At 71.2% G+C, this 5,470-nt stretch carries 7 protein-coding genes; 5 read left to right on the top strand and 2 right to left on the bottom strand.

The window, feature by feature from the left end:
* Positions 1-575, top strand: a 575-nt coding sequence (locus GKQ77_RS26720) for a GtrA family protein (RefSeq protein WP_308117802.1), incomplete at its 5' end; no start/stop codon positions are given.
* Positions 559-2,145, top strand: coding sequence for a putative glycosyltransferase family protein (locus GKQ77_RS26715; protein WP_372459990.1), 1,587 nt, complete (start codon positions 559-561; stop codon positions 2,143-2,145). The genes GKQ77_RS26720 and GKQ77_RS26715, both read left to right, overlap by 17 nt.
* Positions 2,146-2,176: 31 nt before the next feature.
* Here the strand turns inward: GKQ77_RS26715 and GKQ77_RS26710 are convergent, their stop codons facing one another.
* Together GKQ77_RS26710 and GKQ77_RS26705 are read right to left on the bottom strand one after the other, a co-directional pair.
* Positions 2,177-2,821: a dihydrofolate reductase family protein gene (locus GKQ77_RS26710; protein ID WP_219691490.1), complete on the bottom strand. Its 645-nt coding sequence runs from the start codon at positions 2,819-2,821 to the stop codon at positions 2,177-2,179.
* Positions 2,822-2,975: 154 nt separating this feature from the next.
* Complete coding sequence (locus tag GKQ77_RS26705) at positions 2,976-4,331, bottom strand: NsdA family TPR-like regulatory protein (RefSeq protein ID WP_219691489.1); 1,356 nt, start codon at positions 4,329-4,331, stop codon at positions 2,976-2,978.
* Positions 4,332-4,574: 243 nt separating this feature from the next.
* Between GKQ77_RS26705 and GKQ77_RS26700 the strand changes: the two genes are divergently transcribed.
* The 3 genes from GKQ77_RS26700 to GKQ77_RS26690 are packed head-to-tail and all read left to right on the top strand — an operon-like array spanning position 4,575 to position 5,456.
* Complete coding sequence (locus GKQ77_RS26700) at positions 4,575-4,823, top strand: hypothetical protein (RefSeq protein ID WP_219691488.1); 249 nt, start codon at positions 4,575-4,577, stop codon at positions 4,821-4,823.
* Positions 4,824-4,843: 20 nt separating this feature from the next.
* On the top strand, positions 4,844-5,017 hold the full coding sequence (locus tag GKQ77_RS26695; RefSeq protein WP_308117801.1) for a hypothetical protein: 174 nt from the start codon (positions 4,844-4,846) through the stop codon (positions 5,015-5,017).
* A complete protein-coding gene (locus tag GKQ77_RS26690; protein WP_219691486.1) occupies positions 5,004-5,456 on the top strand; it encodes an NUDIX hydrolase in 453 nt (150 codons plus the stop codon). Before GKQ77_RS26695 ends, GKQ77_RS26690 begins: the two co-directional genes overlap by 14 nt.
* The last annotated feature ends 14 nt before the right edge of the window (positions 5,457-5,470 follow it).

Here is a 5,470-nt window from a genome sequence, read left to right as displayed (position 1 = left end):
GGTACGGGGGTGCGCGGATGACGGCGCCCGCTCTGAAGGAGGGCCCGCCCACCGCGACCGCGCCGTCCGCTTCGGAAACCTCCCCGGCGTCTTCGGCCTCCCTGGTCTCCCCGGCGTCTCCGGTGGCCTCCGCCTCCCCGGCGCCCCGCTCCGCGCTCGCCCGGCTGCGCGCGCTCTGCCTGGAGCTGGTGAAGTTCGGCCTGGTCGGCGGCAGCGGTGTCGCCGTCAACCTCGTCGTCTTCAACCTCCTGCTGCTCGGCCTCGGCTCCCGCCCGATGACGGCGACGGTCCTGGCCAGCTGCGTGGCCATGGGCACCAACTACCTCGGGTTCCGTTTCTTCGCCTACCGGGACCGCGCCTCGCGCACCAAGCGGCAGATCGCCCTCTTCTTCGTCTTCAGCGGCATCGGCGTCGCGATGGAGAGCGTCCTGTTCTACGTGGCGTACCACGGCGCGGGGATGAGCGGGCCGCTCGGTTCGAACATCGCCAAGGCGCTCTCGATCGTCCTGGCGTCGGGATTCCGCTTCCTGGTCTACCGGACGTGGGTCTTCCAGCACGATGCGCGTCGCCAGTAATTCCCGGCGCGTCGCCAGTAGGGCCCGCATACGGGCTCCGCGCGCGGTCACCCCGCGGGCCTCGCGCCACTTGGCCCCGCGCCACTTGGCCCCGCGCCATTTGGCCCCCCTCCTCCCGACCCTGCTCCTCCTCCTGGCCCTGTCCCTCCTGGCGCTGCTCCTCCTGGTGATCGTCCGCCTGCCGTGGGCGGGCGACCTCGGCATCCACGCGGCGACGATCGAACGCCTGCGCGCCGACTTGCTGAGCCCCGGCGATCCACTGGTCGACGCGGACACCCCGAGCCCCTATTACTCCCCCTGGACGCTGCTCCTCGGCTGCCTGGCCAAGGTGACCGGACTCGGCACGTTCGTGGTGCTGAGGGTGGCCGCGCTGGCCGGGCTCGCCCTGCTGGTGACGGGGGTCCGCCACTTCGTACGTACGTTCAGTACGCGGCCCGGTGCGGTGCCGCTGGCACTGCTCGGCCTGCTCCTGCTCTGGGGCCCGGGGCTCTTCAACTGGAGCGGGTTTCTCGGTCTCAACTCCCTCGCGCTGACGGTCTCGTACCCGAGTACGTTCGCGCTCGGCCTCTCCTTCCACTTCTGGGCGCTGGTGCGCAAGTCCCTGGGGGATGGCGGGTGGCTCGTCTTCGTCGGCCTGGGGGCGCTGTGGTCCGTGATCCTGCTGTGCCACCAGTTCACGGGTGTCGTCGCGACGTTCGGGGCGCTCGCGATGGTCCTGGGGGCGCGGCCGTGGCCGGCCCGGCCGGTGCTGGTGCGCCTGGCCGGGGGCGTGGCGTTCGGGCTCGCGGTGCTTGCGGCATGGCCGTACTACTCCTTCTTCGGCCTGCTCGGCGTGGGCGGCCTCGAGGAGATCCACCGCTCGCTGTACCGGGGGCTGCTGCCGCACTTCGGACTCGTGCTGCTGGGGGTGGCGGCGCTGGTCCTGCGATGGCGCAGGGACCACCGCGATCCCCTGGTCCTCTTCTTCGCGCTCGGCGCGGCGATGTTCGCGGCGGGCGGCCTGACCGGCCACTACTCATGGGGCAGGGTGCTGCCCGCCGCCCTCATCCCCGCCCAGCTGGCGGCGGCACTGGAGGTCTTCGAGGCGGGCCGCGCGGGTGTGCGGCGGGCGTGCGCGGGGCTGCTCGGCGCGGCGCTGCTCCTTGGCGCGTGGACGCAGGCGGGGACGCTGGGGTACGTGGTGCCGCGTTCCGCGCTGCCCGCGCCCGTGGCCGCCAAGTACAAGGCCCCCTGGTCCGGCTACGACTGGCTGGCCCCGCGGGTCCGCTACGGGGACGTCGTCATGGCCAAGACCTTCCCGTCCCGCCAGATCCCGGCGTACGGCCCCTACACGGTGGCCCCCGGCTACCCCGACTTCTTCCTGCCGGACCAGGAGGCACGGGCGGCGGCGGTACGGGCCTACTTCGCCCCCGCGACCCCACGCCCGGAACGCCTCGGCGTCCTGCGCCGGTACGGGGTGCGGTGGATCGTGCAGTACCCGGGGGACGGGGGCCTGCGCCCCGGCGACCCCGCGCTGCGGGTGGCGGGCGCGGGGCCGAAGGGGCAGGTGCTGTACGAGGTGCTGGGCTGACCCGCGCCCGGATCCGGACCCGGGGCCCGTATCACCTGCGCCAGAACAGATGGTGCGTGACGCCGCTCGGGCTGGGGACGACCTCCTGGTGGAACCGGTCGAGCAGCTCATCGGGCGACTTCCACAGCCGCACCCCGGAGCCGAGCCGCACCTGCGAGACGGCCACGTGCATCGTGTCGACGAGGTCCGCGTCGAGGAACTCCCTGATCGTGGTGGCCCCGCCGCCGAGCCGCACGTCCTTGCCGCGGGCCGCCTCCCGTGCCTGTTCGAGGACGTCGGCCGGTTCGCCGTCGACGAAGTGGAACGTGGTGTCGGAGAGCGTGAACGAAGGCCGCGTGTGGTGGGTCATGACGAACACCGGGGTGTGGAACGGGGGTTCGTCGCCCCACCAGCCGCGCCACTCATGGTCCTGCCAGGGCCCGCGCTGGGGCCCGAACTTGTTGCGGCCCATAATCTCGGCGCCGATGTTGTGCGTGAAGTCCCGGGTGAAGTAATCATCGAGGCCGCGGGTGCCCCCGGCGTCGGTCCGCCCGGGCCAGCTGGCGGTGGCACCGGCCCAGGAGACCAGGTCCCCGGGGTCGGCGTGCCCGAAGGGCCTCTCCAGACTCTGGTGCTCACCGGCGCCGAATCCGTCCATCGAGACGCAGAAGTTCTGCACTCGCAGCAGCTGTTGCATGGGTGGTGTCTCTCCTCTTGCTCGGGGTGCGACGAAGGGGAGACTGTTGGGGCGCCGGGAACTCATCGGTGCGGCACGGCTGTGTCATCGATGGCGGCCTCGCGCAGGAGCAGGCGGGCGTTGGTGGACTCGATCGGCTATCTGGTCCCGGGCCTTATCGGGGGAGCGCCGGGGTGGGGGTCGAGGTGAAAAGTTCCAGCTCGTCCCTGAGTTCCTTCGCCCGGGTAGCCGTGCGTACGGGGCCGGCGGACAGCGCCTTGTGTACCCGCAGTGCGGAGATGACGATGCCGTTCTTGCGCTGGGCGGGTGGCAGGTCGAGGACGGGACCGACTGCCTCAGCGGCTCCGTCGATGTCTCCTCTGGCGATGCGGGCGAGAGCGAGGTCGGTTCGGGCTCCGGCCTCGGCCCCGAAAGCCCATTCGTCCGCGGGGGCCGCGGAGTAGGCGCGTACTGCTTCCTGTGCCGCGTGCTCCTTCTCTGGGCCCGGTGTGCCGAGAAGGACGTGGGCTTCGGCGGCGTAGTACGTCTCGCGGGGCTGCGGAAAGGTGAAAATGCCGCCGATGGCGTCGAGGTCGTCGAGCACGGCAGCATCACGAGCGTCTGCCGCGCGCCTCAAGGCGGCGCGTACGTGGTCGCGGTCACCCAGGACAGCGTGGGCGCAGGCCTCCTGTGAGGCGAGCCAGACGGCCACGGTCCCGGAGGGGGCGGAGAGCAGGGCGGCGCCACGAGCTGCGTACGTCACGGCGTCCTCGGGGCGTCCGGCCCAGTAGGAGATGAGGGATTGCAGGCTGCGGACCCAGGCGCGCATGCCGTTGTGTCCGGCTTGGTCGGCGCAGATGTAGGCGGCGCGGGCCTGCATCATGGCCGACTTGGCGTCGGACAGGTCGTGGGAGGCCTTGGCCAGCATGCCGGAGGTCATCGACGCGAGCAGGTGCAGGTCCACCGCTTGAGCGGGGGTGGTGCGCCCGGACTCCAGGAGGCGGAAGATCAGGTCTTGGACCTCGACCAGGTCGGAGAAGACTTCGTGGAGAGCGACGCGGGGGTACGCCGTGCCGAGCCTCGTCACCTCGTCCCGGATGTGACCGAACGTCTCAGGACCGACCGAGTTGGACTCGGCCATAACCGCATACCGCAGGGCCCTGCTTGACGCCATTGTCGCCTGCCTCCCCATCTCGTAGGCATTCGCGTCCGGCATGGAGTGATCCGTAACCACCGGCCCGCGCGCGTGAGATGCCGCCACCGGGTGGTGAACTCCCACGACCGGGGGCGTCAGGAGTTCGCTGATGGGGTGGCCGAACATGTGCGCCAGGACGCGGCGCGCGTCAGGGACCGGTTTCGACTCGCCCGAGTACCAGCGCTCGTACGTCCGTTCCGACGGGGCCAGGCCCGCGAGGTGCGGAGTCCCCTCCACCTCGGCCAGCTCCCGCGCCGACCGTTCGAACTGTGCCCTGAACGTGGGGTACGACTGCCAGTCCCGTTGAGCGGTGAGCAGTTGGAGCAGTGTGCGCATGGTGACCTCCAGCCCGTCGAGGTGCGCCTGAGCAGACGGTAGGCCTGTGCCTGCCCGCCGACTTGTCATTTCTGCCGTTCGGGCCGAAGTCGACGGTCCGATGACGGCTCCCGTCATCGGCGCCGGGAAACGTGACGGTGCGATGGCGGTGGAGATGCGTCCGGCCGGGCGGCACGCTCTTCCGCATCGTCACTGAACGTAGCAGTGCGAACACCCGCGACACAGCAGGGAGTTCCATCCGTCATGACCCAGCCCCGCACCCGGCCCCTCGGTATGGGCCACTGGTCGCATCCGCTGCTCGGCCAGAAGGTCATCGACCACGCCCACGGTGACCGTGTCGGCGTCTTCCGCGCATTCGCCCCCGACGTGGACAAGGGCGCTCTCCGCCCGCTCATCAGCATTCCGGAGACCCCGCCGGTCGTGTGGCTCGCTCCGGAGGAGGGCGGGCTGGAGTGGACCACCTCCCCGGACGCGATCGAGGAAGCACTGTGAGTGCCGGGCGGAGGCCGGCGGTGGGGGATGAGGTGGAGTACGCGCCGGACTGCCGGGCCATCGTGACCGACGTGCGCCAGGACGTACTGATCCTGCGCGTCCCCGGCGGCCTGGAATGGCCCGCCGCCGACCCCAACGGACTCCGGATCACCAGGCTTCGGAAGGACCGCCAGGGAGTCGATGACTACCGGTGAGCACTTCCCCCATCAGGCCGACGCGGCGCTGGTCGTGGCCCGTGACGACGAAGGGCTGGTTGCGCTGCTGAGCGCCGACTTTCCTCGTCATGGCGGCGAGTACCTGTTCCTGCCCGGCGGCAAGCGGGAGGAAGGGGAGAGTCCGGAGAATTGCGCGCGGCGGGAACTTCGTGAGGAGGCCGGGCTCACCGCCGTCCAGTTGTGCCCTCTGGGCGCGTACGCCATCACCCTCGGGTCAGCTGCCCGCGTGCACCTCTTCGAGGCCCGGGGGTTGTCCTTGGGGCCGCAGGAGCTGACGCCGTCGGAGCGGGACTTCAAGCTGTCCTGGTGGACCATGGCCGGCGCGCTCGACGCCGCCGCCGACGGGCGGTTCCTCCTCCCTGCCGGGCCGCTTGCACTGCTCCTGGCCGACCGGGGTGGGCGGCCACTGGGGGTGTGACGGCTGTGTAGGGC

Origin of the sequence: Streptomyces anatolicus, assembly GCF_019400875.1 — a bacterium.
Taxonomy (GTDB): Bacteria; Actinomycetota; Actinomycetes; order Streptomycetales; family Streptomycetaceae; genus Streptomyces; species Streptomyces anatolicus.
This window is presented reverse-complemented; position numbering and strand designations above follow the sequence as displayed.